This is a genomic window from Rhizobium sp. CECT 9324 (assembly GCF_918741265.1).
GTDB lineage: Bacteria > Pseudomonadota > Alphaproteobacteria > Rhizobiales > Rhizobiaceae > Allorhizobium.
Window position 1 is genome coordinate 2,480,186 of record NZ_CAKKMZ010000001.1, and the last position, 23,395, is coordinate 2,503,580.

A 23,395-nucleotide genomic window follows, 5' to 3' on the forward strand; every position below is an offset into this window, starting at 1 on the left:
CCGAAACCGTCATAGCCCGTTCGCGACTCGCTACAAGTCCACCCGCGACCGCGACGGTACGCTCGCTGCGAATGGTGTTGTCTTTCCCGCTGGAAGGTGCCTGCAGACCGAATGTCGGCGCATGGTCCATGGCAGCCAAGCCAATGCCATTTGTGGTCCTGCCTTGGCAGGAGCTTGCACTGAGGTCGTCGAATCGGTACCAATTGGCTGTTATCTATGGGTATATTGATGTCAGTCAGATTCCGCTTACCGTCGCACCTCTGCTTCGCCGTCGCTGTTTTCGCTTTGTGCATGATGGCCGCATTTCCCGGCGAGGCGAAGCAGAAGCCACCCGAAGATCGTCCTATGGATTTCATTCTGGTTCATACCGGTGATTGCAGCGAAAGCTGTATTCAATGGATATCCGCCGAAGGCGAAATAACATCGGACAGCCCGAAACGACTAAAGGCTCTTCTGAAGCGACTAAAGGGCAAGAAACTGCCTGTTGTGTTTCAGTCCTATGGTGGCGCCGTCAACGGTGCGCTTGCGATTGGACGTTTGATCCGAGCAGCTGGCCTCGAAACCGCCGTTGGTCGCACCACGCTGAACGATTGCCCCATGCTGGATCGGCGCTGCACCCAAAAGATCGTCAGAAATGGCTGGTCCGAAGGCGAAGTAACCTCGGCAGGTTCCTATTGTTACTCCGCTTGTCCGCTTGCCTTCGCCGGTGGAACGGTTCGCGCAGGTGCTGGTATCTCTTTAATCGGCCTTCATCAGGTTACCAATGGCCGCAAAAGTGCGGACTATGGCACCCCGGGAAAACGAAATCTGGACGCCATATCAACCCGGTCTGATGTGGCACTGAAACGGAAACTGTCCGTTTACTTCACTGAAATGGGGATCAAACCAGACGAAATGTTTGCCATGATGGGCTTGGCAGCGCCGGACGGCATGCATTTTCTTTCGAACATCGAAGCGATGAAATCCGGTTTGATTACCAAAGAAAGCAATTATTCGAACGAACCCGGTTTTGTTTTCTATGCTACCGATGCGCAGCCAACCGACGCTGTTGCCAACTAACAGAACGCCGTGGCACTGGCGTGGAGATCTGGGCCAGCCGGATTAACCCGCCTTTCGCACCGCGTGGCATGGGCTGCCACGCCGGCAAGAGCTACGGGAACATCCGCGACGACGCCCGTCGACATCAACCTTTCGGGCAGTTGCGCTTGTCGAGATAGAGCGAGCAATCGACAGGCGGCCTACTATCCGCGCTGTCCATGCCGGTATTGCCGCTGTCCTCAGCCAGAGGCAGGATGCGGTCATCGGCAACCTGCTGTTCGCCAGCCTGCATTTCGGCAACGCCGTCGGCAACCTGTTCGATACCGCTTGCGCCCATAACGCCGGCGTTCAGCGATGTCGGATTGTCGAACCCGATCCCGTCCACCACCGGCTGGCTGGTATTGCCCTCGGCGATCGCCATGGCGCCGCCCGCGGTGACGATCTGCGGCTGCACCCCGTCAATCCGTGCAGCACTGTAACCTTCGCCCTCGGCGGCGGACAGTCCGAGTTCCGCGTCGATATTCACGCCACCTTCCGGAATGACCAACCCACCCGGCCTTGCATCGTCCGTCGATGCACCGGCCAGTGTTTGTGGGCCGCTCATGCCGCTGGGCTCAAGTGTCTGCCCCCCTATCGTCTCCACGTCGCCCTGAACATTTGTCCCAGGATCGGTGCCGGCGAGGTTGGGCGTATTGAGATAGTCGATCGCTGCACTGCCGCCATTGCTGCTTGCCGCCGGCGCCGCATAGGCAATCGGCTCTTCATTGCCTCTGTCTCGCCGGTCCAACTCGACATCGCCGACCCTGCCCACCAGTTCGATCTCGCCGCGCATGCCCTTCGGCACGCCCGATACCTCTGCCGGCGGAAGCCTGTCGCTGCCGGAGCAGGCGCCAAGCATGATCGCGGCGCTGAGCGACAGAGCGACGCGGGATTGGGAGAAGGAAGACGCCATACCAGGTTCCACTCTCGAAGGCGGCCGATATCAGACAGCTGAAACCAGCCCATTGCGAGACAGAATAGGATGCAGCCATTAAGGCCGAGTTAGGACAGAACGGCAGCACCTGCCACACTTTTGCAGTCGTGGTTAACGCGCGACCCTGCAACACGAAAGGCCGGCGGATCGCTCCGCCGGCCTCTCATCTGCACATTGATTGATCAGGCGACGCGGCGCAGGCGGCCCTGGTCGCGATTGATCTTCAGCCTGGACAGCAGCTGACGCAGATTGTGGCTTTCTTCCGCCAGTGCCTGGCCGGCCGCCGAGGTTTCCTCGACCATCGCCGCATTCTGCTGGGTCATCTGGTCCATGTGGTTGACCGAGGTGTTGATCTCGGCAAGCCCGGTCGCCTGTTCGCGCGCCGCCGTCGCAATCGTGTCGACGCTGTCGTTCACGCGGTTGACCAGCTGTTCGATCTCCACCAGCGCCTCCCCGGTCGAGCGTACCAGTCCGACGCCGGTATCGACTTCGGCCGCCGATGCGCTGATCAGCGTCTTGATCTCCTTGGCCGCATTGGCGGAGCGCTGCGCCAGTTCGCGCACTTCCTGGGCAACCACCGCAAAGCCGCGGCCCGCCTCCCCGGCACGCGCCGCCTCGACGCCGGCATTCAGCGCCAGCAGGTTGGTCTGGAAGGCGATCTCGTCGATGACGGAAATGATCTGGCTGATCTTCTGCGACGAGCCTTCGATCCGCCCCATCGCATCGACCGCATTGCGGACGATCTCGCCGGAGCGGTTGGCGCTCTTCTTGGTCTCCGCCACCATGTTGCGCGCCTCGTTGGCTCGTTCGGCTGCGGTGCGCACGGTCGCGGTAATCTCGTCGAGTGCCGCTGCCGTCTGCTCCAGTGCTGCCGCCTGCTGCTCGGTCCGCCGCGACAGGTTGTTGGTCGCCTCGCTGATATTGCCGGCACTCGACGTCACGACGTCGCTGGTCTGGTTGATCGAGGCGATCACCCCGCCAAGCGAGTCGACCGCCCGGTTGAAGTCGTGCCGCAGCTTTTCGTAATCGGCGCCAAGCGCCTCGATCTGCACCGTCAGGTCGCCCTCTGCCAGGCGCTCCAGCGCCGAGCCGATCGCATGGATCGCATGGTTCTGCCGGTCTGCCGCCGCGCGCAGCTGGCTTTCGTTGCGCTCGCGCTCGCCGTTCAGGCTGTGCTGCTGCTCGCTCTCGCGCTGGCGCATGCCGATCCGGTCGCGCACGCTGTCGCGCAGCACCGAAAGCGCACCGGCCATGCCGCCGATCTCGTCGCGGCGGTCGGCATCGGCAATCTCGGTGTCGACCTTTTCATTGGCAATATCGCTCATCGCCGTCTTCAGCCGGTTGATCGGCTTGACCACGCTCGCCACCACGGCATAGGCGCAGGCGATGATCGCGAGTATCGAGACACCGATGATCGCGCCATATTGCAGCGCCGTCTGGCGGAACATTGCCGCCAGGTCGTCCGAATAGACGCCGGTGCCGACAACCCAGCCCCACGGCTCGAAGCCCACAACATGCGAAAACTTCAAGACAGGCTCTTCAAATCCCGGCTTCGGCCACATGTAGTCGACGAAACCCTGCTTGTGCGCCTTCACCGTATTGACGAATTCGACGAACAGGTGCTTGCCGGTCGGATCCTTGTTCTGGCTCAGGTCCTTGCCGTTCAGTTCCGGCTTGATCGGATGCATGATCATGGTCGGGCCCATGTCGTTGATCCACAGATAGCCGTCCGGCTTGTAGCGCATCGCCGCGACGACTTCTTTCGCCCGCTCCTGCGCGTCTGCCCGGCTCAGCGTGCCGTCCTGCTCCAACTTGTAGTATTTGTTAAAGATGGCGATGGCATTGTCGTTGATCGCCGACAGCCCGGCGCGCCGTTCGTTGGTCAGCGCATCATAGGAATGAAACAGGCTGTAGGTCAGTGTCGCCACCAGAACCGCAAGCGTGATGCCGACCAGTGCATAGAGCCTGACGGACAAGGAAAAGGCTTTCATGGAATCCCCCCAATTGAACTGGGGATAAATTGCCATAAGTCATTTTGTTATATTCTAAAGAGCGAACTATCAAAAGTCATAATCAATATGGCAAGTCTTTGTTAATCTTCGCGGTGGCGGCGTCGCGCCGTCTCCGCTAGCCTGAGCGGCGATGAAACATGAATCAGGTGCAACATGACCGAAACCATCACCCCGACCGGTGAACTGACACTGCGGACGCTGGCCATGCCGGCCGACGCCAATGCCGCCGGCGATATCTTCGGCGGCTGGGTCATGGCGCAGATGGACCTTGCCTGCGGCATCCGCGCCGCGGAACGCGCCAGTGGTCGTGTCGTGACCGCAGCGGTCCAGGAAATGGCCTTCGCCATGCCGGTCAAGATCGGCGATACGCTCTGCGTCTATACCGATATCGCCCGCGTCGGCCGCACCTCGATCACCCTGTCGGTCGAAGTCTGGGCCCAGCGTTACCTCTCCCACATCATGGAAAAGGTAACGGCCGCCACCTTCGTCATGGTCGCCCTGGATGGCGACGGCAAGCCGACACCCGTTCCGCCGGCCTGATCGCGCATCCGGAGCCTGTCAGCCCTTGAAGACAAAAGCCGCGCCGGCCGCGATCAGGATGAAGCCGATCACATGATTGATGGTCAGCGCCTCCTTCAGCCAGAAAACCGAGAAGCCGGCAAACACGATGAGGGTAATCACCTCCTGCATCGTTTTCAGCTGCGCCGCGGAATAGACCTGCGAGCCGATACGATTGGCCGGAACAGCCAGGCAATACTCGAAAAATGCGATGCCCCAGCTGACCAGGATGGCCATGAACAGCGCCGAATTCTTGTATTTCAGGTGCCCGTACCAGGCAAAGGTCATGAAGACGTTGGAGAGCGACAGCAACAGGATGGGCCAGAGCGCGGCCGGGGAGAAGCTTGGCATGATGATGTCCGCAAAGAAGAATGAAAAGATCAGCGAGCGCTGCATGGGAGAACGCGCCGCTTTGCGAATCCGCAAATGACGCTTCGGCCTTTTTATCAGCAGCAACAGTGTTTGTAAGCCGCTCCGATCGCTTTTGCCGCCATCATCCCTTTGCAACCAAGAGGTTTGAGGAGGCGTTGCCGGGCTTCGAGCGCCCGCACCCCGGCATGCTCGCTGCACGTGCAAATCTCAACCGGGGATCAGAGTACTGATATTGCCTGAAAATTGAGGGACGATTTCTACTAAAATGCAGGCGCGGTCATGTAACGGGCCGTTAAGTGGCTCATGTTATTGAGTAATTATTGCGATTAAGCGCGGACGTGTTTTATGTCATTGTTTGGAAATCGAGGCGCCCATTTCATGCCGGCAGTGATGCAAGCCCAGGTCGACGACATAATCGACGGTCATCGTTCCACACTCGCCATGAACGCCATCAGCCTTTCCGTCGCAGTGTTGATCGTCATCATCAACCATGAACTGCAACTCGCGATCTTGCTGTGGCTTGCGCTCTCCATGGCTATCCTTGTTTTGCGCCGGATTTCCGTCCTCTATCTGCTGAGGCAGCAAATCGTGCGGGACAATCCTAGATCCGCGCTTTTCGTCATGTCGCTCGGTGCCGCGGCCTCCGGTCTGTGCTGGGCCGCCCTTCCCTTTCTCATCGCGAACTTTGCGCCGCTCGGGTCCGACGCGGCGCTGGTCATCCTGCTCGGTGGCATGGCGGCCGGCTCTGTCGTCAAGCAGATCGGTTACACGCCGCTGGCGCTGGTCTTCTCGATCCCGATCCTCGGCTCGATCATCTTCAGTCTGGTGCGGATCGGCGAATGGCCGGAATATCTGCTCGCCGGCTGCCTGGCGATGCTGATCTATGTTTTCATTCGTCGCAGCCTCTGGACGGAACGCATGTTCGTCAGCAACCAGCTCGCCCGTTTCGAGGCCACGGCGCTTGCCGACAGTCTGACCCGAGCCAACAATGACATCCTTCGCCAGAACACTCGGCTTGAAGCGCTGGCCAATCGCGATACGTTGACCGGACTTGCCAATCGCATGTTCTTCAATGGCCACCTGAATGGCGATATCGCCCGGGCCGTGGTCGTCAACGAGCAGGTTGTCCTGCTGATCATCGATGTCGATCGGTTCAAGTCGATCAATGATACGCTAGGCCACAGCGCCGGGGACACGCTGCTCTGCGACATCGGCAACCGGCTCCGCGATACGATCACCGACGGTAGCCTGATCGCCCGCCTCGGCGGCGACGAATTCGCCGTTGTCGTCACCGGCGAACGGGCGATGGAGCGCGCGCGCAACCACGCCAACCGCGTGTTGCTGGCCAGCCGCGCCGCCATCCGCTGCGGTGCGACCAAGTCGGTCATCGGCCTGAGCATCGGCCTCGCCGCCTATCCCGATCATGGCGCCAATGCCGAGGAACTGCTCGCCTGCGCCGACATGGCGCTCTACGATGCCAAGCGCCTCGGCCGCCGACAGATGCGCGAATTCAATCCGGACCTCAAGCGCGATGCCGACCGCCAGCGTGTCATTGAGCAGGACCTCGAAAAGGCGATCGAATCCGGCGCCGTCACCGCCTGGTTTCAGCCGCAGATCAACCTTGCCACCCGCGACATCGCCGGTTTCGAGGCTCTCGTGCGCTGGCAGCATCCGCAGCTCGGCTTTATCTCGCCACCCGAAATCGTCAATGCCGCGGGAGTCGTGCATCTGTCCGACAGGCTGACGGCGCGGATCGCTGCCGATGTCTGCCTGCTGAGCAAGCGCCTGCCCGAACTCGGCATCAAGGGCGTGACGGTCGCCCTCAATGTGTCGCCGCGCGAATTCGCCCTTTATTCGGTTGCCGACATGCTGGAACGCGTCACCGGCGAATATGGCGTCGATCCGAGCCTGATCGAGATCGAGATCACCGAAGAAGCGATCCTCGATCCCGAAATCGCCGGTGAACAGCTGAAGCGCCTGGAAACAGCCGGCTACAAGTTGGCCGTCGACGATTTCGGCATGGGGCACTCCTCGCTCGCCTACCTGATCAGCCTGAAGATCGACCGGTTGAAGATCGACCGCAGCTTCGCCCACAATGTCGCAAGCTTCGAAACCAACCAGAAGCTGATCAGCGCTCTGGTCGGCCTGGGCGAATCCCTGGGGCTCGATATCATCATCGAAGGTGTCGAAACCGCCGAAGATGCCGCCATCCTCGCCCGCCTCGGCTGCACCACTGCGCAGGGCTATCTCTTCGCCCGCCCGATGCCTGTCAAGCAGCTGGAGGAGTGGATCGCCGAGCGGCAGAGCAAGACGAGCCAGACCCGCAAGACCAAGGCCACCCATCTGTCGATCGCGGGCAACTAGAGCGCTTCCAGCAAAAGTGGGAGACGGTTCTGCGTCCGGAATTGCGTAGAAACAAATCGATAGAACATTGAAGGCGACTCCGTTTCCGACGGAAATGCACTAGACCGCGCACCGGCATGGACCCGTTCGTCGAAATGCTTCGGCTGGTTTCTCATGCACATCCGTTGCATGGCGAGTTCAGCCAGAAAGGCGTGAGCCGTCTCCCCGCCCTGGGCGGCCCGCTGCCACGGGTCTCCAGGTCACTTCGACCCTCTATTGTTATTGGCCCTTTTCTGGCCTGTTGCTGACATGCCTGTTCCGCCAGGGTAAGAGACCTGCGCGGGCCTGCATCCGGCTCCCATTCGGATGCCGGTTCCCGATCGGCAACGCCGTTTTTTTGACCAAGCGCAAGGATCGGTCTCGTTTAATCGGTGGAACTGTCTACATAAGACCGTGGGAGGTTCAGACGTGCATTCGGTTCTTTTCCGAGGCACAGCGCCATATGTCCTTGTCTCGGCAATTGGCAGACATGCGAAGGAACATCCCATGCAGGAACATCATGTTGTTGTCGTCGGTGGCGGTTTCGCCGGCTTGCAGTTGATCAACGATCTCAAGCGTCTCCCGCTCCGCATTACGCTGATCGATCGCCGCAATCACCACCTCTTCCAGCCGCTGCTTTACCAGGTCGCCACCACCCTGCTCGCAACTTCGGAAATCGCCTGGCCGATCCGCTCGCTCTACCGCGACCGCCCCGAAGTCACGACGCTGCTTGCCGAGGTCAAGGCCGTCGACAAGAGCGCCAGAACGGTCGAACTGGCCAGTGGCGAAACCCTGTCCTACGATACCTTGGTGCTGGCGACTGGCGTCACCCATGCCTATTTCGGCCACAGCGAATGGGAGCCGGTAGCGCCGGGCCTGAAGACGCTGGAAGATGCAACGACCATCCGTCGCCGCACGCTTCTCGCTTTCGAGCGTGCCGAACTGGCCGCGGAGACTGCCGAGCAGGATGCGCAGATGACCTTTGCCATCGTCGGCGCCGGTCCGACAGGTGTCGAACTGGCCGGCATCATCGCCGAGCTCTCCCATACGACGCTGCAAAAGGAATTCCGTCGCATCGATACACGCAAAACCCGCGTTCTGCTGATCGAGGCCGGACCCCGCATCCTGCCGAGCTTTGCCGAGGACCTGGCAGGCTATGCCGCAAAGACGTTGAAGCAACGCGGCGTCGAAATCCTGACCGGCCGCGCCGTCACCAATTGCACCGCTAACGGCGTGACGATCGGCGACGAATTCGTTCCCTGCCGCACGATCATCTGGGCCGCCGGCGTCCAGGCCTCGCCCGCCGCCCGCTGGCTCGGTGCCGAGGCGGATCGCGCCGGCCGCGTCATCGTCGGCAAGGACCTGACGGTTCCCGGCCTGCCGGACGTCTTTGCCATCGGCGATACCGCCTCGGTCACCCAGGAAGACGGCAGCCCCGTACCCGGCATTGCGCCAGCCGCCAAGCAGCAGGGTGCCTATGTCGCCAGGCTGATCCGCGACCGCCTGACGTCTGGAAAAGCGACCGCCAGCCGCGAAGAAAATCTGGTCGCCGATGCTGTAAGCCAGGCAGGTGCCACTGCTGCAGGCCAAGCCGGGCCCCCAGTGACGGGATTGGCCGGCATCCATGAGGTGGGCCACGCAGGCACTCAAGTTGCAGCCCAGGCGAGCACCGAAGCGGGTCCGACAGGCGCCCAGCCGAAAGGCCGGAGCGGTGGCACGCCCAATGTCGGATCGCCGCCGCCTTTCCGCTATCGCCACCAGGGCAGTCTTGCCACCATTGGCAACAATTCCGCCATCATCGATTTCGGCCGCATCAAGCTCAGGGGCAGCCTCGCCTGGTGGATCTGGGGCATCGCCCATATCTACTTCCTGATCGGCACCCGCTGGCGCTTCGCCGTCGCCTGGAGCTGGCTGTGGATCTCGATCAGCGGCCAGCACAGCGCCCGCCTGATCACCCAGCGCGAAACGATCAAGGATGAGGGGTGAAGCACCTCAGACTGGATAGACGCTGGATGTGGAGGTTAGATTTCGGTTGCCGCTTGAGCAGCCTGCAAAATGTCCGATAGATTGTCGCGGAGCGATTTAAGGTCCCGTTCGATGTCGATCGCGATCAAGACATCGGGTAATGCCAGTGGGGCGTTTCCAAAGGGTAGTAGAAGGAATGCATCACCGTTCCTCACGCCGATTTGCGCCACACCATCAAGTGGCAGGGTCCGGACCGCGTCGAGCGCATGCAGCATGCGGCCCAGCCGCGTCTCGGCCGCATCAGGCGCCGTCGATACGAATTCGTATTGGCCTCTTTGTTCGGTGGCTTCGCTGTAGAGCACTTGCAATTGATCGGGCAAAGTCGTCTGCCGCAGCAGGGATCGCGCCTTTTCAGGTCGTTGCAAAGCGGCGAAATCGCCGGGAAACACACTCTTGAGTTTCACGCAGACGATGACTCCCCAGAACGTGATCTCGTCGCGGTCGTCTCCCGCCGCGCGGGTGAACTGTGTTTGGCTGACTGAAAAGACCAGTCCGCTCCATCGGCCAATCACCACGAGATCGTGTCGCGCCTTTTGGCGCGGCAGGAAATAGTGCCCTGGCATACGTTCCATGGAATCCGATGCCTGCCCGAACTCGATGACAAGATCATCGATCCGGCTGAGCACGGATGGAAGCAGGACACGATATGCGTCGCCCTGAAGCCGCCGCCGCTGCCGTTCCGTGACCGATTGGATGGCTGCCAACAGGAGACAGCTGATGGCGAACGCGGTCGTTGCAAAATAGACCGAGCCGTTCCGATAGGCTATCACCAGCGCCGTGATGAAGAGAGCAGCTAGGCTGAACCAGAGTGTTAGTTCCAGCCTCCGGATTTCCCGCGCGCCAGCGAGACGATTGGCGTTGCAAGCCGCAAGCGCAGCGGTCACGGCCAGCCAATCGGTCTCGGCGTCGGAGTTGAGGTCCGAAGCGGACGGCGTAGAAGTCGAGGTGAGACGCGCGCCTGTTTCCATGAACAAGCTTTATGCACCGGCGGAAACGAGGTTGCAACGCGATCGAAGCCACCACTGCGGTTGCCGGTCACGCTTGCCCTCACCTACTGCAGCATGCTCGCCCCCCACAACTGCCACCATCCTGTCAGCAGCCCAGCTTCCCGTTGCACCTTTGTTCCGGTTTTTTCGCCGCCGGCTCTTCCCTTCGCCGCATCGCTTCGCCATATTCCGCCCATGGCCAAGACACCCAAATCCTCCGCCCCTTCGAAGCCCGGTTCCGCACCCGGTTTCGGGGAAGCCCCGCAGTCTGAATTCGAAGGCGCGCCACTCTCGGCCCCGCTCTCTGGCAGCGTCTCCGACTGGGTGAAGCAGCTCGAGGCGGAGGCCGAGGCCGCCGGGGTCGAGAGCCAGCGCGAACTGGCGTCGAAGGCCGGCAAGCACCGCAAGAAGATCGAGATCGAGGCCCGCCGCCATGCCGAGAAGGTGGCGCTCGACAAGGCCCAGCAAGCACAGTCGAAGTCCGGCAAGGCCACCGCCAAACACACCACCTCGACCACCACCTCGCGCGGCGTCTCGATCGGCGCCTCCTCCGACCCGAAAACGCGCGCCGCCGCCGGCCTCAATCCGGTCGCCGGCATGGATGTCTCGCTGGAAGAAGCCGAGAGCCTCGCCCCCGGCGCCGTCACCGCCACCGTCGAGGCCTTGTCCTCGCTGATCGAAAGCGGCAATCCGCTGTTCAAGGACGGCAAGATCTGGACGCCGCACCGCCCGGCCCGGCCGGACAAGTCGGAAGGCGGCATTGCCATCCGCATGGTCTCCGACTACGAGCCGGCCGGCGACCAGCCGACCGCGATCAAGGACCTCGTCGAGGGCATCCAGTCCGGCGAGCGGTCCCAGGTCCTGCTCGGCGTCACCGGCTCCGGCAAGACCTTCACCATGGCCAAGGTGATCGAGGCGACCCAGCGCCCGGCCGTCATCCTCGCACCGAACAAGACGCTCGCCGCCCAGCTCTATTCCGAGTTCAAGCACTTCTTCCCCGACAACGCGGTCGAATATTTCGTCTCCTATTACGACTATTACCAGCCGGAAGCCTATGTGCCGCGCTCCGACACCTTCATCGAGAAGGAGTCCTCGATCAACGAACAGATCGACCGCATGCGCCACGCCGCCACCCGCGCCATCCTCGAGCGTGACGACTGCATCATCGTCGCCTCGGTCTCGTGCATCTACGGTATCGGCTCGGTCGAGACCTATACCGCCATGACCTTCCAGATGACGGTCGGCGACCGCATCGACCAGCGCCAGCTCCTCGCCGACCTCGTCGCCCAGCAATACAAGCGCCAGGAGATCAATTTCGTCCGCGGCTCGTTCCGCGTGCGCGGCGACACGATCGAACTCTTCCCCGCCCACCTGGAGGATGCCGCCTGGCGCATCTCGCTGTTCGGCGACGAGATCGACAGCATAACCGAATTCGACCCGCTGACCGGCCAGAAGACCGGCGAGATGAAGTCGGTGAAGATCTACGCCAACAGCCACTATGTCACGCCGCGCCCGGCCCTCAACGGCGCGATCAAGTCGATCAAGGAGGAACTGAAACAGCGCCTCGCCGAGCTGGAAAAGGCCGGCCGCCTCTTGGAAGCCCAGCGCCTCGAACAGCGCACCCGCTATGATGTCGAGATGCTGGAAGCCACCGGCTCCTGCGCCGGCATCGAGAACTATTCGCGTTACCTGACCGGCCGCCAGCCCGGCGAGCCGCCGCCGACGCTGTTCGAATACATCCCCGACAATGCCCTTCTGTTCATCGACGAGAGCCATGTCTCCGTCTCCCAGATCGGCGGCATGTACCGCGGCGACTTCAGGCGCAAGGCGACGCTTGCCGAATACGGCTTCCGCCTGCCCTCCTGCATGGACAACCGGCCGCTGCGCTTCGAGGAATGGGACGCCATGCGCCCGCCGACGGTCGCCGTCTCGGCCACGCCCGGCAATTGGGAAATGGAACAGGCCGGCGGCGTCTTTGCCGAACAGGTCATCCGCCCGACCGGCCTGATCGACCCGCCGGTCGAGGTGCGTTCGGCCAAGACCCAGGTCGACGACGTGCTCGGCGAGATCAAGGAAACCGCCCTCAAGGGCTACCGCACCCTGGTCACCGTCCTGACCAAGCGCATGGCCGAGGACCTGACCGAATACCTGCATGAACACGGCGTGCGCGTCCGCTACATGCACTCGGACATCGACACGCTGGAGCGCATCGAGATCCTGCGCGATCTGCGCCTCGGCGCCTTCGACGTGCTGGTCGGCATCAACCTCCTGCGCGAAGGCCTCGACATTCCCGAATGCGGCTTCGTCGCCATTCTCGACGCCGATAAGGAAGGTTTCCTGCGTTCGGAAACCTCGCTGATCCAGACCATCGGCCGCGCCGCGCGTAACGTCGATGGCAAGGTCATCCTCTATGCCGACAAGATCACCGGCTCGATGAGCCGCGCCATGGAGGAAACCTCCCGCCGCCGCGAAAAGCAGATGGCCTACAATCTCGAACACGGCATCACGCCGGAATCGGTCAAGGCGAAGATCTCCGACATTCTCGACTCGGTCTACGAGCGCGACCACGTCCGCCCCGACATTTCCGGCGTCACCGGCGGCAAGGGCTTCGCCGATGGCGGCCACCTCGTCGGCAACAATCTGCAGAGCCATCTCAACGCGCTGGAAAAATCGATGCGCGACGCCGCCGCCGACCTCGATTTCGAAAAAGCCGCCCGCCTGCGCGACGAGATCAAGCGCCTCAAGGCCGTCGAACTCGCCACCATGGACGACCCGATGGCAAGGCAGGAGGCCAAGGCGATCGAAGGCGGACAGTCCCGCATCTCCACATCCGGCCGCTCGAAATCCGGCAAACCATCGGAACGCGGCGCCGGCCCCGACTCGATCTCCCCACCTGTGGGGGAGATGTCCGGCAGGACAGAGGGGGGCGCCCCACCCTCAGCCGTCGGCGACATACCCCCCTCTGCCCCTCTCGGGGCATCTCCCCCACAAGGGGGGAGATCCGGCAGCTACTTCGCCAAACCCACGCTCGACGACATGGGCCCGGGCACCGACGGCGCAGTGCCCGCGTCTGGCTCGACCCCGTCATCCTCGGGCTCGACCCCGTCATCCTCGGGCTCGACCCGAGGACCCCTGTTCCGCAAGAACACGCTCGACGAAATGACCGTCGGCCGCACCGAAAAACCGATGCCCGGCAAGATCCCGGAAAAGCCGGCGGCTCCCCCTTCTCCCCGCGAGGGAGAAGGTGCCCGAAGGGCGGATGAGGGGGCCATCCCCCCTGTGGGACGGGTTGGGTCAACCACCCCATCCGACCCCCGCCCGATCATCCGCGCCAAATCCGGCGCCGGCTCCTACGAGGATGCCGGCGACGCCAAGCGGCAGAAACGCACCAAGGGCAAGACGGGTAGACCCGGTCGCTGACTTCCTTCTCCCCCTGAGGGAGAAGGTGCCCGAAGGGCGGATGAGGGGGCGGCACCCTGTGGGGAGGGTTTGGGACGTCGAACCCAACAATCCGCGCCCCTTCCTTCTCCCCCCGAGGGTGAGGTACGGTTCGCGAAGCGAAGCAATCGATCCAGTGAATCGATTGCAGTGCCGAACGCCCTGAGCCATGCGAAGGGCCGGCGGTGCCCGAAGGGCGGATGAGGGGGCAACCACCCCCCTCAATCAAACCGCTCATCAATATGCTGCACCTGGTCGGAGATCACATTGTCGATCACCACATGCGACAGCAGCAAAGGCCCGACGGCCCAGAGCGCCCGCATATGGTCGGTATCCTCATGCCGCCGATGCGCCTCTTCGCTGGTAAAAGCCTCGGCCAGCAGGATCCGGTCCGGATGTTCGGGCATCGGCACAAGCTCGATATAGAGACAGTCCGGATCAAGCCGGCTCTTCTCCAGATGATCCTGCGCCGCCCGCAGATAGGCCTCGCGCTGTCCCGGCTTGGTGGTAAAGAAACCGATGATGCATTTCATGGTATCCTCCCGAGGTATTTGGCTGAGGAGTGCAATGTCGACCGAGTGCGGGTGATCTGCAAGCCCCATCCCCGGTCACGCCCCGAGGACCGATCATCCGCGCCAAATCCTAGGAACACCCCGGCGATGCCAAGCGGCAGAAACGCACCAAGGGCAAGTCGGGCCGCCCCGTGCGGTGACTTCCTTCTCCCCGCGAGGGAGAAGGTGCCCGAAGGGCGGATGAGGGGCATCTCCTCCCCCTTGTGGGGAGGGTTAGAGAGAGGCAGGCTGCATCCGCGATGCACGTCAACTTCGTAAGACCTTGCAGCCCGGATTTCCGATGTCGTTAGCTCCATGAGCGCTAAGTGGCGCAGCCAGTCCCGCCGCATGCGGTAGGTAAGCGCGGCGGTGTGATGCTTGCGTTGGTGGTCGCATTCATGTGGGTGCTATGGCGGCTGTAGTAGCGGAAACACATTGCATGTTTGAAGCCACGCCCCAGCCGTAAATCAGCACCTGAATCGGAGTGTCGATTACTAACATCGTTGCAGCCTGCTCGACAATCCAAAGTCATCAATGACGCTTTACTCTTGACAAAGTTGCATGAACTTTTCAATTGATGACGTAGCTTGACCCTCTAATTGGTGCCGGTGAATCCACGGCAACTCGCTATAACGTCTGTACACATGCGCGCGGGCCGGCGTGACCAAACACCGGCAAGCCCAACGAAGGTAAAGATCGAGGGTCAAGCTTTCTTCTCATGTCCGTTTTCGATGATCCAATAACCAAGCTTCGATTAGCTCATTCCGTCCAAGACGTAGCGTTCGCGTTGAATCTCGATCCCGCGAAGTTTTTCTATGTCATACAAAACAGTGAAAACGGAAGTTATTACAAGAAATTCGAAATACCTAAAAAATCCGGTGGTGTCAGGCAAATTTCTCGGCCTCTACGTGGACTAGCACTCGCACAAGACAGACTATCTGCTGTACTTACAGCGCACTACAAACCAAAATCTTTTGTTAAAGGTTACATAAAAGGCGAATCTTTCTTTACGAATGCGAAGTATCATGAGCGGCAAAAATGGGTATTAAACCTTGATATAAAAGATTTTTTTCCATCGATACACTTTGGTAGAGTTAGAGGTTTGTTTATCTCTCAAATGTTCGGGTTTAATGAGCAGGTATCAACAGTTCTTGCCCGAATTGTTACATTCGAAAATGGATTGCCGCAGGGCGCATCAACGTCGCCAATAATAGCGAACATTATCGCGAACAACCTAGATAAACAACTAATCGCTATCGCCGCGAAAGAAAGACTACGCTACACGCGATACGCCGATGACATTACATTCTCCTCATCACAGAAAACCGTGCCCTCTGCCCTCATTAAGTTATGGGAGCCAGACAAGGGGAATCGACAGATTACACTGAGTTCGGCGGTTCACGATGCGTTTCGACAAAGCAATTTTGCGATAAATGAAGACAAGGTTAGGATCCAGTTCCCGTATGAACGGCAAGAAGTGACCGGCTTAATTGTCAACAAGAAAGCAAACGTTTGGAGAAGGGACGTCTCCAAACTCCGGATGAAGATACATGCGGCCCGCAAGCATGGTGCGGAAAGTGCCGCAAAGATATTCATAGGCGAGAGCGCCGATGGAGAAAAATTTTGGCAACATATTACAGGATGGCTTGCCTATGTCAGGCAAATTCGAGGGAACGATGATCCGGTAGTTGCGAAGCTCTGCAAACAAGCAATTCTTGCTGGGTTAAACGGCGCAGAATGGATAAGGAGGTATGCAGACATGGTTCGAGAGTTTGATATATTTCTTTCTCACGCCAGCGAAGACAAAGAAAAAGTAAGAAAACTCAAAGATAAACTTGAGGGAAAAGATGTCAGGGTATTCTTCGATGAAAGCAGCATTAGTTGGGGAGACTCGATCGTTGAAAAAATTAATCATGGGCTTTTGAAATCACTTTATTTTGTGCCAGTCCTATCTGAAACTTTTGCCAAGAAGGGGTGGACGAACAAGGAACTAAACTCAGCTATACAGAGCAATATTGGACGCAAAGGTCGGATCTTACCAATCGTTATGCCGGGGTTCTCTGTAGCTGAAAACTATCCACTGTTGAACGAAACGCTTTACCGCAGTTGGCCAGCGCAAGAACAAAAAGAAGGAGAGTTTTTGGAAGAAATCAGCGACCAAATCCTGCTGAAAATCCAGAAATCACACCACGAAAAGACAGACTTAGGCTGAACGCGGAAGCTTGGAAACTTAACGTATCCATCGATCGGCGACTGGAGCAAATCGTCTTCTTGACGGCCGAAAAACCGTTTCGATAAAAAAGGGGACGCCCCCCAAAAGCATCAACGCCGCAACATTTTTTATCGCTACGATTCCCACTCCTTACACCCTCCCCCGTCCCGCCCTCGGATACACCGGACGCGATTTCAGGCTAGGCGGTGCCTGCTCCGGGGGGTAGTGCGCTCTCGCAGACGGATATCCCCGTCCCGCTGCAACGGTCTCCCTCTGAACGAGGGCTGGAACGAAGGTCTCGGGGGCGTGTGCCCCGAACTCGACCCCTTCACGCGGGGATGACTTTTCCAAATTCCCCAACGTTTTCAACAAAACGCACCCCAGTTCATCCCCCTCGTTTTCCCATGTGCCATACTCCCCCCGTTCCGCTTTCGGATACACCGGGTCTTGCGAGCCCGGCGAAGCGGAACCGGCGCCGGAGGGCGCGGCTGTCGCTGGCCAGACCCTCCGGGCCGGATGCAACGGTCTCCCTCCGGTGGCGGGATCGTGGATGGTTAAGACCTCGGATGGTTTGAGCCAGCCTCGATCCCAACGGCCATCGGGCGTGCCTCAGGGGCACACAAACAAGGCGCCGGATCCGGTCAAACGGGTCTGGTGACAAAGACGGCGGGAGCTGAGGCGCAAATGCCAAGGCTCCCCGGGCGAGGGTCAGGTCGGGATGTGCGCACATCCGCCGAGAACCTCCCGGGCACCCGGCCAGGACGTCTCGATGGGACGTTCCGGACCCGCGCCCGGTTGACGACGAGACGCCAAGTTTCGTCGTGCAGAGCCGCCTTGCCAGAGAGACGCATGCAACCGGCAAAAATCGCCGAACGGGGCGCCGGAAGGAGCCACATACTAAACTTACAGAGGCTGCTACTGGCGCCCTGTCCGAGACTGCCATCATCCCCGGAGGAGTTCGATCCGACCGGCGGCGAAGCACGGCCTTTTTTTCCACCCTTCCCCTTCACCAGCGCTGTTCAGGAGACCAAAGATGACCGAGCGCAAGACCAACCTCCCCCCATCATCCGCCCGTTCGGCAGCCAGTTCGGCAGCCAGGCCGACATCCGCCGATCCACCCTGCCCGCATGCCGACGACGCGATCTTTCGCACCCTGGTCAAGCTGGTGTTCAAGCTCGACGGCTGCCGGGTGCGCGCCTGCCACCGCCGGCGCCGGTGCACCGCCAGCAGCGGCCATCCCGCCTGGCCGCGCTGCCTCGCCGTCCTGCCCGAGGCCGATCGCGCCACCACGCGCCGCGAATTTCACCGGCTTGCGGCCGGCGCCCGCGACAAGCTCGGCCGCGATCCCGATCCCTGGCCAGTGGAGCAAGGAACGGCGGATCAGGACCCGGCGGGTCCGGATGAAGACGTCATCGGCCGGCGCCGGCTCGACGTGATCCTGCTCAATCTCGCCTTCGGCTTTCGGCATCCGGTGCATGGCGCAAGGGTGCGCGCCTGGGTGCGCTCCGATCCCGACTGGCCGAGCGACAGGGCGGCAATGCAAAAACCGTCCAGGAAAAAACGTCCGGCGCCCCCGACCTGAGCGAGCCGGGCCATGGTGCCGACCACCCTGCCCCCAATCCGGACATTGTTCCGGCAATTGGCCCAGCCATCAGCCCTGCCAGAGGCGCGCCGGCTATTCCGCCGCCTTGGGCAGTTCCTCGGCATGCGCGGGTGCCGGTTCCATCTCGTAGGAATAGCCCTCGAGCATGGTATAGGCCCGCTCGATCGCGGCGATCTGCGTCTCGCTGTTCTTGATCGCCTCGGAGATCGACGTGGCGCGCGCCCGCAGCATCGAGCCGAGCACGTCGGCCTCCGGCTTGCGGCCGATCCGGTCCATATGTTTGCGCACCCGGGCGCGGTGCCGTTCCAGTTCGAGAATATGGAAGCGGGCTTTCAGGATATCGTCGGTGAGCTTGCGGCGAAGGCCGGCGACGGGATCGAAACTGCCCGGCTCGCGCTCGTCGAGGATCATGTCATTGACCAATGTTTCCAGGACCATAAGCCCCTTGAGGTCGGTCGGCTCGGCGAGCTGCGGATCGTAGCCGGTATCGTCATAGACGCGCCGGCGCACGGGATCCTTCAGCAGCTCGTAGCAGGCGCTGATCGTCGCGAACCGGTCCGTATCGCCGCCGCCGTCGGGATGCGCGCTTTTCGCCACCTGCCGGTAGGCGGCCTTGATCGCCGCCTCGTCGGCATCGCGCGCGACGCCGAGAATGTCATAGGGATCGATCACCGTGGCTCCCGTTTTCGCCATCACAACACCTCGTTCCCAGCCGCCCTTCCCCTACCCCGGACGGCGGGCGGCATCAAGACCGGACGACCGGCTTTCCCCCGCCGCCTGCGATCGGGTCTTGGCCCGACGAGGGCGCACCCGGCACCGGCCGGCCTGTCAATGATCAAGGATATCAGCCGTTTGCACCGCATACGGAAAGCGCCCCATCACTTTTGGCCCTTGCCTTTCGCAAAAAATGTCCATACCTCTATTGACGTTCGGGCACTAATGATCCCGGAGACTGGAACGATTGTTTCGACCGCGTCATGCGGTCTCTGGGGGCCTCCTCCCGCTGGTAGACGTTCTTTCCCCGTTATCGCGACCACTCGACGGTCCCGCCTGCCGGGACTTAACTTGTCCGCCTCCGGTTTGCCGGGCGCGGAGGATACCGCAACACGGGAAAAGGAAATCCCCCATGGCCACCAAGGGCATCGTTAAATTCTTCAACCAGGACAAGGGCTTCGGCTTCATCACGCCGGACGGCGGCGCGAAAGACGTGTTCGTCCACATCTCGGCGCTCCAGGCCTCCGGCCTGCAGACCCTGAAGGACGGCCAGCAGGTCACCTTCGACACCGAGCCGGATCGCATGGGCAAGGGCCCGAAGGCCGTCAACATCCAGGCTGACTAAGGTCACCCGCCTGCCGATTGCCTGCGTACCGATTGCGGCCACCGCCTGACGCGCGCCACAATCCTGCACTATTCTCGGGGCCACAGGCACGAGGAACGAAACGAACAAGCGGCGCCTCAACGGGCGCCGCTTTTTTGTTAGGCCCTATTCCGCCGCCCGCACGGCCTCGGCCGCCGGACTTGCATCGCTCGCCGTGCCTGCCGGACCGGCTTGCAGCTTCGGCCCGCCGGCGATATCGACCGCGGCAAAGGCGTCCGCGATCAGCATCGGCGAAATGCCCGGCTTGGTCGCCTCCGACGACAGGATCTGCCGGAACCGCCGGGCGCCTGCATAACCCTGGAACAGCCCGACCATGTGCCGGGTGACATGGTTGAGCCGCCCGCCCGAGGCGATCACCTGGTCCGCATAGGCAACCATCGTCTCGCACAGCGCCGCCCAGTCGAAGTCCCGCTCCGGCGCGCCGTAGATCAGATGGTCGACCCCGGTCAGCAACGTCGAATTGTGATAACTCGCCCGCCCGAGCATGACCCCATCCATCACCGCCAGATGCGCCTTCGCCTCGGCAAGCGTGGTGATCCCGCCATTGATGCCGAGAAACACATCCGGGTTCTCCCGCTTCATCCGTTGGACCAGCGCATAGTCGAGCGGCGGAATGTCCCGGTTCTCCTTCGGGCTCAGCCCCTGCAGCCAGGCCTTGCGGGCATGGATCCACACCGCATCCGCCCCCGCCCCGACCATGCGCGCCAGAAAGTCCGGCAAGACCTCTTCCGGCTCCTGATCGTCCACCCCGATCCGGCACTTCACCGTCACCGGAACCGAGGAGCTAGCCTTCATCGCCGCAATACAGGCCTCCACCGTCTGCGGCTCGCGCATCAGGCAGGCCCCGAACGTGCCCGACTGCACCCGGTCCGACGGGCAACCGACATTCAGGTTGATCTCGTCATAGCCATAGTCCGCCGCAATCTTCACCGCCTCGACAAGTTTGCCCGGATCCGACCCACCAAGCTGCAGCGCCACCGGATGCTCCGCTTCATTGTAGGACAACAGCCTGTCGCGCGGCCCATGAAGGATCGCATCCGCCACCACCATCTCGGTATAGAGCAGCGCATGGCTGGTCAGTTGCCGCAAAAAATAACGACAGTGCCGATCCGTCCAGTCGATCATCGGCGCAACGGCAAAGACGGGCGCTTTGAAATAATTGAAGTTGTGTTGTTTTACCGACACTTACGGCACTTTCTTCATCGTCTCGTTTACGCTCTTTTGGCGCGATTAACGCCGGCTTGGGCACTGTCACCGCACGCACGCACGACAGTATCGGCTACATGGCGTGGGTGCGGGGTGTGCGGGATGACGTGACTTATCACGAGACCGAGACCTTTGACAGACGTCCTGCGGCCGCAGCCTGGATTTCAAACGGGAACGGGAACTCTCCAGACAGGGGCAGTGGCCAAATCAAATGATGATGATCCGACGACATTGGCCAAGGTGATCGACAGCTACACCGAGGAGACCATCAAGGATATTGGTCGCACAAAAGCGCAGGTCTTAACGGCGATCAAGAACTACGACATCGCCAACATGCCCTGCTCTTCGATCAAATCGAAAGACATCGTTGAATTCCTGCTGTCACTCACGGCAAAGCCACAAACCGTCGGAAACTACGCTAGCCATCTCGCTGCGATCTTCGCGATCGCGCGGCCGATATGGGGCTACCGGCTCGACGAGCAGGAGATGAAGGACGCTGTCAAGGTTGCCCGTCGGATGGGCATTATCTCCCGGTCAGCGCAACGCGATCGGCGACCGACTTTGGATGAGCTTGATCGTCTGATCGGCCATTTCATTGAACGGCGGAAGAAGGTCCCCCAGGCGATGCCAATGCACAAGGTCATCGCGTTCGCGCTATTTTCGACCCGTCGCCAGGAGGAAATCACGCGGATCAGATGGAAGGACTTCCAGAGAGAACAGAAACGCGTCCTTGTTCGAGATATGAAGCACCCCGGAGAAAAGATCGGCAATCATACGTGGGGGGACCTTCCCGATCAGGCGATCCAGATCATCGGCGGCATGCCAAAGAGCAAGGCAGAGATCTTTCCCTATTCCACCGACGCCATCTCCGCGAATTTTACGCGAGCCTGCAAACTCTTGGACATCGATGATCTCCGCTTTCACGACCTGCGTCACGAGGGCATTTCACGGCTGTTTGAGATGGGGAGGAATATCCCTCATGTGGCTGCAGTCAGCGGGCATCGTTCATGGATCAGCCTCAAGCGATATACACACGTTCGCGAGACGGGCGATAAATATGCGGGCTGGCACGGCCTTCAAATGACGATCGACACCAAATAGGTAGCCGACCACCTACTGTGCCACTGGTGCAAGCGAAGAACCGCGTAGTGTGGAGAAGGGATTGGTTGCGGGGGCTCACAACCAACGATTCCTGCGATTGGTTAAACGACCAATCCCAAGGCTAGCGGCTTAGGCCATCCAAAGGCTACCGCATCATCAACCGCTTCTCGGAAGAGATCGATATCCGCATCGAACCTCCCGAGGCGATGCGGGTCAATACCGGCCACAATCACGACAACCCCGCACATCGCGAAAGCCGCAAGGCCTTCACGGCCTATTCGCTGCACGCAGTCGCCTGGTGGCGCCGGCTTTTGGCCAGTTCTACAAATCGACGCTTCACCTGATCGAACAGTGCCGGCGGCAAAGGCCCGTGATAGCCGTTCTCGCTGTCGATCGGCCGAACATCAGGCCCCGGCCAGACAAAGCGATTGCTTTCCGTCAGCACGATCCATGACCGCTCGTCGTCTAAACCGAGGCGTTGCTTGGTGGCCGACGGTATCTCGATGGCATCCGCGGGGTCGGACGGTGTGTGGGTTATCGGCAACACGCGCACAACGGGCGTCCCATCCTCAAGCGCTGCAACCAGCGCCAGCACGAGAACCGGGCGATCCTTGTCGCCTTCTTCACGACCTTCCAGATGCTGCCAGTGCCAAAGGTAGGAATAGCGAAAGATCCAGCCGACTTTTGGTTCAGCCGGCAGCATTCTTGCTAGTCACCAGTTCGCGATCGAGGTGATCTAAACCCGGCTCCATGTCCGACGCCTCGACCACTGCCAGATCGTCGTCGCCCAGCATCGCTGTGACCTCGACACGTCGGTCGCGGCGGGCCAGGCGCAAATAGTCTTCGTAGGCGATCAATACCGTCCGCGGCCGGCCGTTCTTGGTAATGATCACCGGCTCACGCACGGCGGCGTCCTGATAGGCGCCAAAATTCTTGGATACGGCAGCGGCCGTCACAGTTGAAGTCATCCTCGCCCCCTATTTTCCGTAAAATAGGGGATTTCCGGACTTTATTCAACCCGGCAGTTGGATAGTTCGAGCGAAAGGCCGCCGGACCCGTCGCCCGCAATGGCGGCTCCCGAGCGGGTGGGCCAAGCTGGAGAAGGCCCGAATCATGCCAACAGCTGCGCGGGACACCAAGGGCTGGCCCGGCTTAAGCCAGCCACTGATCAAATGTATGTACCGTGGGGGCCACGCTCCGATGCGATGGCGAGATGCAGCGCGTTTCCCGCACACCATCCAAGTGCATGTTGATCAGCGAACCTCGCCGCCGCCCGGAACTGACCGCACGTGGTAAAACTCTCGGCGACGAGCCTGTTGAACATGGCTAGCGCCGCGGCGCGCTGCTCAAGGTGTTCTGTCCGGTCCGCAGCTTGATGGCCAAGGCCGACGACATCTCGGTATCGGTCCAGTCGCTGATCAGAAGCCGCGCCGGATCCTATTCCGCCAAACAGGCCTGACGCGCTTCACACGTCTGGCACCAGATTCTTGCCTCGGATCAACTGCGAAGCATTGACAGCGCGCGAACACCCAGTACTCTATAGTTAGAAACTATAATTCA

At 60.8% G+C, this 23,395-nt stretch carries 17 protein-coding genes and 3 pseudogenes; 10 read left to right on the forward strand and 10 right to left on the reverse strand.

From position 1 onward, the window contains the following. Positions 1-228: 228 nt before the first annotated feature. Positions 229-1,059, forward strand: coding sequence for a hypothetical protein (locus tag LQ231_RS12310; RefSeq protein ID WP_230171521.1), 831 nt, complete (start codon positions 229-231; stop codon positions 1,057-1,059). A gap of 124 nt (positions 1,060-1,183) precedes the next feature. On the opposite strand, the gene LQ231_RS12315 is transcribed toward LQ231_RS12310, so the two are convergent. Both LQ231_RS12315 and LQ231_RS12320 read right to left on the reverse strand, forming a co-directional pair. Beyond that, positions 1,184-1,990 carry a hypothetical protein gene (locus LQ231_RS12315; protein ID WP_230171522.1) on the reverse strand — a complete coding sequence of 269 codons (807 nt, stop codon included), beginning with the start codon at positions 1,988-1,990 and terminating at the stop codon, positions 1,184-1,186. Between the two features lie 203 nt (positions 1,991-2,193). Then, complete coding sequence (locus LQ231_RS12320) at positions 2,194-4,002, reverse strand: methyl-accepting chemotaxis protein (RefSeq protein WP_230171523.1); 1,809 nt, start codon at positions 4,000-4,002, stop codon at positions 2,194-2,196. Between the two features lie 174 nt (positions 4,003-4,176). On the opposite strand from LQ231_RS12320, the gene LQ231_RS12325 reads away from it, so the two are divergent. Further along, positions 4,177-4,563 carry an acyl-CoA thioesterase gene (locus LQ231_RS12325; protein ID WP_230171524.1) on the forward strand — a complete coding sequence of 129 codons (387 nt, stop codon included), beginning with the start codon at positions 4,177-4,179 and terminating at the stop codon, positions 4,561-4,563. An 18-nt stretch (positions 4,564-4,581) separates the two neighbouring features. On the opposite strand, the gene LQ231_RS12330 is transcribed toward LQ231_RS12325, so the two are convergent. Then, the gene (locus LQ231_RS12330) at positions 4,582-4,932 is read right to left on the reverse strand and encodes a DMT family protein (RefSeq protein ID WP_007607909.1); all 351 of its coding nucleotides are present in this window, start codon (positions 4,930-4,932) and stop codon (positions 4,582-4,584) included. 399 nt (positions 4,933-5,331) lie between these two features. Between LQ231_RS12330 and LQ231_RS12335 the strand changes: the two genes are divergently transcribed. The 3 genes and pseudogenes from LQ231_RS12335 to LQ231_RS27280 form a co-directional block, all read left to right on the forward strand. Beyond that, positions 5,332-7,317 (forward strand): EAL domain-containing protein, encoded by a 1,986-nt coding sequence (locus tag LQ231_RS12335; RefSeq protein ID WP_230171525.1) that lies wholly within the window; start codon positions 5,332-5,334, stop codon positions 7,315-7,317. Between the two features lie 525 nt (positions 7,318-7,842). Continuing rightward, positions 7,843-8,853 (forward strand): annotated as a pseudogene (locus tag LQ231_RS12340) (NAD(P)/FAD-dependent oxidoreductase); the annotation flags it as partial. Between the two features lie 213 nt (positions 8,854-9,066). After that, positions 9,067-9,321 (forward strand): annotated as a pseudogene (locus LQ231_RS27280) (NAD(P)/FAD-dependent oxidoreductase); the annotation flags it as partial. 35 nt (positions 9,322-9,356) lie between these two features. Here LQ231_RS27280 and LQ231_RS12345 read toward each other — a convergent pair. Continuing rightward, positions 9,357-10,328 (reverse strand): hypothetical protein, encoded by a 972-nt coding sequence (locus tag LQ231_RS12345; RefSeq protein ID WP_230171527.1) that lies wholly within the window; start codon positions 10,326-10,328, stop codon positions 9,357-9,359. A gap of 213 nt (positions 10,329-10,541) precedes the next feature. On the opposite strand from LQ231_RS12345, the gene uvrB reads away from it, so the two are divergent. Continuing rightward, positions 10,542-13,766 (forward strand): excinuclease ABC subunit UvrB, encoded by a 3,225-nt coding sequence (gene uvrB / locus LQ231_RS12350; protein ID WP_230171528.1) that lies wholly within the window; start codon positions 10,542-10,544, stop codon positions 13,764-13,766. Positions 13,767-14,005: 239 nt separating this feature from the next. Here uvrB and LQ231_RS12355 read toward each other — a convergent pair whose 3' ends face one another. Then, positions 14,006-14,317 (reverse strand): antibiotic biosynthesis monooxygenase family protein, encoded by a 312-nt coding sequence (locus LQ231_RS12355; RefSeq protein WP_230171529.1) that lies wholly within the window; start codon positions 14,315-14,317, stop codon positions 14,006-14,008. Positions 14,318-15,053: 736 nt separating this feature from the next. Here LQ231_RS12355 and LQ231_RS12360 point away from each other — a divergent pair. Both LQ231_RS12360 and LQ231_RS12365 read left to right on the forward strand, forming a co-directional pair. Further along, positions 15,054-16,547 (forward strand): TIR domain-containing anti-phage reverse transcriptase, encoded by a 1,494-nt coding sequence (locus LQ231_RS12360; RefSeq protein WP_230171530.1) that lies wholly within the window; start codon positions 15,054-15,056, stop codon positions 16,545-16,547. A 1,033-nt stretch (positions 16,548-17,580) separates the two neighbouring features. After that, positions 17,581-18,129, forward strand: coding sequence for a hypothetical protein (locus LQ231_RS12365; protein WP_230171531.1), 549 nt, complete (start codon positions 17,581-17,583; stop codon positions 18,127-18,129). A 93-nt stretch (positions 18,130-18,222) separates the two neighbouring features. Here LQ231_RS12365 and LQ231_RS12370 read toward each other — a convergent pair whose 3' ends face one another. Beyond that, complete coding sequence (locus LQ231_RS12370; RefSeq protein WP_230171532.1) at positions 18,223-18,843, reverse strand: DnaJ domain-containing protein; 621 nt, start codon at positions 18,841-18,843, stop codon at positions 18,223-18,225. 433 nt (positions 18,844-19,276) lie between these two features. On the opposite strand from LQ231_RS12370, the gene LQ231_RS12375 reads away from it, so the two are divergent. Next, positions 19,277-19,489 (forward strand): cold-shock protein, encoded by a 213-nt coding sequence (locus LQ231_RS12375; RefSeq protein WP_007607318.1) that lies wholly within the window; start codon positions 19,277-19,279, stop codon positions 19,487-19,489. A 144-nt stretch (positions 19,490-19,633) separates the two neighbouring features. Here LQ231_RS12375 and dusA read toward each other — a convergent pair whose 3' ends face one another. Beyond that, positions 19,634-20,713 carry a tRNA dihydrouridine(20/20a) synthase DusA gene (gene dusA / locus LQ231_RS12380; RefSeq protein ID WP_290371356.1) on the reverse strand — a complete coding sequence of 360 codons (1,080 nt, stop codon included), beginning with the start codon at positions 20,711-20,713 and terminating at the stop codon, positions 19,634-19,636. Between the two features lie 219 nt (positions 20,714-20,932). On the opposite strand from dusA, the gene LQ231_RS12385 reads away from it, so the two are divergent. Then, positions 20,933-21,835 carry a site-specific integrase gene (locus LQ231_RS12385; protein WP_230171533.1) on the forward strand — a complete coding sequence of 301 codons (903 nt, stop codon included), beginning with the start codon at positions 20,933-20,935 and terminating at the stop codon, positions 21,833-21,835. 274 nt (positions 21,836-22,109) lie between these two features. On the opposite strand, the gene LQ231_RS12390 is transcribed toward LQ231_RS12385, so the two are convergent. The 3 genes and pseudogenes from LQ231_RS12390 to LQ231_RS12400 form a co-directional block, all read right to left on the reverse strand. Then, positions 22,110-22,538, reverse strand: a complete 429-nt coding sequence (locus LQ231_RS12390) for a plasmid maintenance toxin (PemK-like) (RefSeq protein ID WP_230171534.1) — start codon at positions 22,536-22,538, stop codon at positions 22,110-22,112. Continuing rightward, positions 22,525-22,803, reverse strand: a complete 279-nt coding sequence (locus LQ231_RS12395) for a type II toxin-antitoxin system Phd/YefM family antitoxin (RefSeq protein ID WP_230171535.1) — start codon at positions 22,801-22,803, stop codon at positions 22,525-22,527. The genes LQ231_RS12390 and LQ231_RS12395 overlap by 14 nt, the downstream gene beginning before the upstream one ends. 184 nt (positions 22,804-22,987) lie before the next feature. After that, positions 22,988-23,320: pseudogene (locus LQ231_RS12400) on the reverse strand (type II toxin-antitoxin system VapC family toxin). Positions 23,321-23,395 lie beyond the last annotated feature (75 nt).

Bases quoted from the DNA above. Each gene is read 5' to 3' on its own strand.
- LQ231_RS12365 (WP_230171531.1), top strand. From the start codon at position 17,581: ATGACCGAGCGCAAGACCAACCTCCCCCCATCATCCGCCCGTTCGGCA.
- LQ231_RS12325 (WP_230171524.1), top strand. From the start codon at position 4,177: ATGACCGAAACCATCACCCCGACCGGTGAACTGACACTGCGGACGCTG.
- uvrB (WP_230171528.1), top strand. From the start codon at position 10,542: ATGGCCAAGACACCCAAATCCTCCGCCCCTTCGAAGCCCGGTTCCGCA.
- LQ231_RS12360 (WP_230171530.1), top strand. From the start codon at position 15,054: ATGTCCGTTTTCGATGATCCAATAACCAAGCTTCGATTAGCTCATTCC.
- LQ231_RS12370 (WP_230171532.1), bottom strand. From the start codon at position 18,843: ATGGCGAAAACGGGAGCCACGGTGATCGATCCCTATGACATTCTCGGC.
- LQ231_RS12395 (WP_230171535.1), bottom strand. From the start codon at position 22,803: ATGACTTCAACTGTGACGGCCGCTGCCGTATCCAAGAATTTTGGCGCC.
- LQ231_RS12390 (WP_230171534.1), bottom strand. From the start codon at position 22,538: ATGCTGCCGGCTGAACCAAAAGTCGGCTGGATCTTTCGCTATTCCTAC.
- LQ231_RS12330 (WP_007607909.1), bottom strand. From the start codon at position 4,932: ATGCCAAGCTTCTCCCCGGCCGCGCTCTGGCCCATCCTGTTGCTGTCG.
- LQ231_RS12335 (WP_230171525.1), top strand. From the start codon at position 5,332: ATGCCGGCAGTGATGCAAGCCCAGGTCGACGACATAATCGACGGTCAT.
- LQ231_RS12310 (WP_230171521.1), top strand. From the start codon at position 229: ATGTCAGTCAGATTCCGCTTACCGTCGCACCTCTGCTTCGCCGTCGCT.
- LQ231_RS12345 (WP_230171527.1), bottom strand. From the start codon at position 10,328: ATGGAAACAGGCGCGCGTCTCACCTCGACTTCTACGCCGTCCGCTTCG.
- LQ231_RS12315 (WP_230171522.1), bottom strand. From the start codon at position 1,990: ATGGCGTCTTCCTTCTCCCAATCCCGCGTCGCTCTGTCGCTCAGCGCC.
- LQ231_RS12375 (WP_007607318.1), top strand. From the start codon at position 19,277: ATGGCCACCAAGGGCATCGTTAAATTCTTCAACCAGGACAAGGGCTTC.
- LQ231_RS12320 (WP_230171523.1), bottom strand. From the start codon at position 4,002: ATGAAAGCCTTTTCCTTGTCCGTCAGGCTCTATGCACTGGTCGGCATC.
- LQ231_RS12355 (WP_230171529.1), bottom strand. From the start codon at position 14,317: ATGAAATGCATCATCGGTTTCTTTACCACCAAGCCGGGACAGCGCGAG.